Annotated in this window: 2 protein-coding genes and 1 pseudogene; 1 reads left to right on the forward strand and 2 read right to left on the reverse strand. The window is 65.9% G+C overall.

All coding sequences use genetic code 11. The features are described from left to right. A partial coding sequence (locus CH256_RS16620) for a MarR family winged helix-turn-helix transcriptional regulator (protein ID WP_094670068.1) occupies positions 1–393 on the reverse strand: 393 nt, incomplete at its 3' end. Positions 394–481: 88 nt separating this feature from the next. Next, a complete protein-coding gene (locus CH256_RS16625; RefSeq protein WP_094670067.1) occupies positions 482–943 on the reverse strand; it encodes a peroxiredoxin in 462 nt (153 codons plus the stop codon). A 56-nt stretch (positions 944–999) separates the two neighbouring features. On the opposite strand from CH256_RS16625, the pseudogene CH256_RS16630 reads away from it, so the two are divergent. After that, a pseudogene (locus CH256_RS16630) lies at positions 1,000–1,260 on the forward strand (anthranilate synthase component I); the annotation flags it as partial.

Raw genomic sequence — 1,260 nt, forward strand, 5'->3', positions numbered from 1 at the left:
CTGCACCGTGCCGACGTGCCCGGGTGCCGATTCCACGACCTTGGCCATACCTGCGTCGGTCAGCACCGCATAGGATCCCCGGCTGCCCGGGATGCTCTCGCGCTCGACCCACCCGGCCTTCTCGAGCTTCGTCACCACGTGTGACAGGCGCGAGAGCGACGCATTCGCGTACTCGGCCAGATCGCGGAGTTGGATCCGCCGCTGGGGATTCTCGCTGACCGTCGCGAGGACGAAGTAGTCGAAGTGGGTCAGCTGCGAATCGCGCTGCAGCTGAGCGTCCAACGCTGCCGGCAACCGAGTGACCAGCGCGACGAGTGATCGCCAGGCCTCCTGTTGACTCTCGGTGAGCCAACGGGGATCCACCGTGTGTTGCGGTGTCGCCGACGTGTTCATCGCGGGGAACCTCTCGATCGAGTTGGTTGTCGCCTGCACATGATGCCTCGAGGTTCCCCCCACCCGAGGCATCGCGTCGGACAGTGCTCTAGCTGCGATGTGCTCGCAGGTACTCCAGAGCCTTGTCCGCATGGGCTTCGAACCGTACTTCGCTCGAGAAGGTCTCGAGGACCTTCCGGTCGGTGCCGATCACGAACGTCGCGCGTTTGACCGGGGAGAGCTTTGCCAGCAGACCGCGCTTGACGCCGAATGCGGTGGCGACACTGCCGTCCTCGTCGGAGAGCAGCGGGTAGTCGAAGGACTTGGCGGCGGCGAACTCTGCCTGCTTGGCGACAGCATCGGCGCTGATGCCGACGCGGGTTGCTCCGACCTCGGCGAACTCCGATGCCAAGTCCCGGAAGTGGCACGCCTCGGCGGTGCAACCGGGAGTGAAGGCCGCGGGGTAGAAGAACAGCACGACCGGACCGTTCGCCAGCAGTTCGGTCAGTGTTCGGGTCTTTCCGGTCTGGTCCGGAAGGGAAAAATCGGGAACGAGCTCGCCTGGTTTCATGCTCGGCAGGTTACCGCGAGCGCCGACCCTGCACCCGAACCTGGGAGGATGGTGGCATGCACGGCGAGACGACCACCGACCCCAGCCCCACTCCCGACACCGAGAACTCGGACTCGACCACCTCGCGGGAGGTGTTCCGGCATCTCGCCGCAGAGCACCGCGTGGTGCCCGTGACGCGAAAGGTGCTCGCCGACTCCGAGACTCCTCTGTCGGCGTACCGCAAGCTCGGTGCCGACCGACCCGGAACCTTCCTGCTCGAGTCCGCACAGAACGGCAGTTCGTGGTCCAGGTGGTCGTTCATCGGGGCAGGCGCTCCG

This window comes from Rhodococcus sp. 05-2254-6 (genome assembly GCF_002258565.1).
Taxonomy (GTDB): Bacteria; Actinomycetota; Actinomycetes; order Mycobacteriales; family Mycobacteriaceae; genus Rhodococcoides.

Coding starts and splice junctions, on each gene's coding strand:
- CH256_RS16625 (WP_094670067.1), bottom strand. CDS start 943: ATGAAACCAGGCGAGCTCGTTCCCGATTTTTCCCTTCCGGACCAGACC.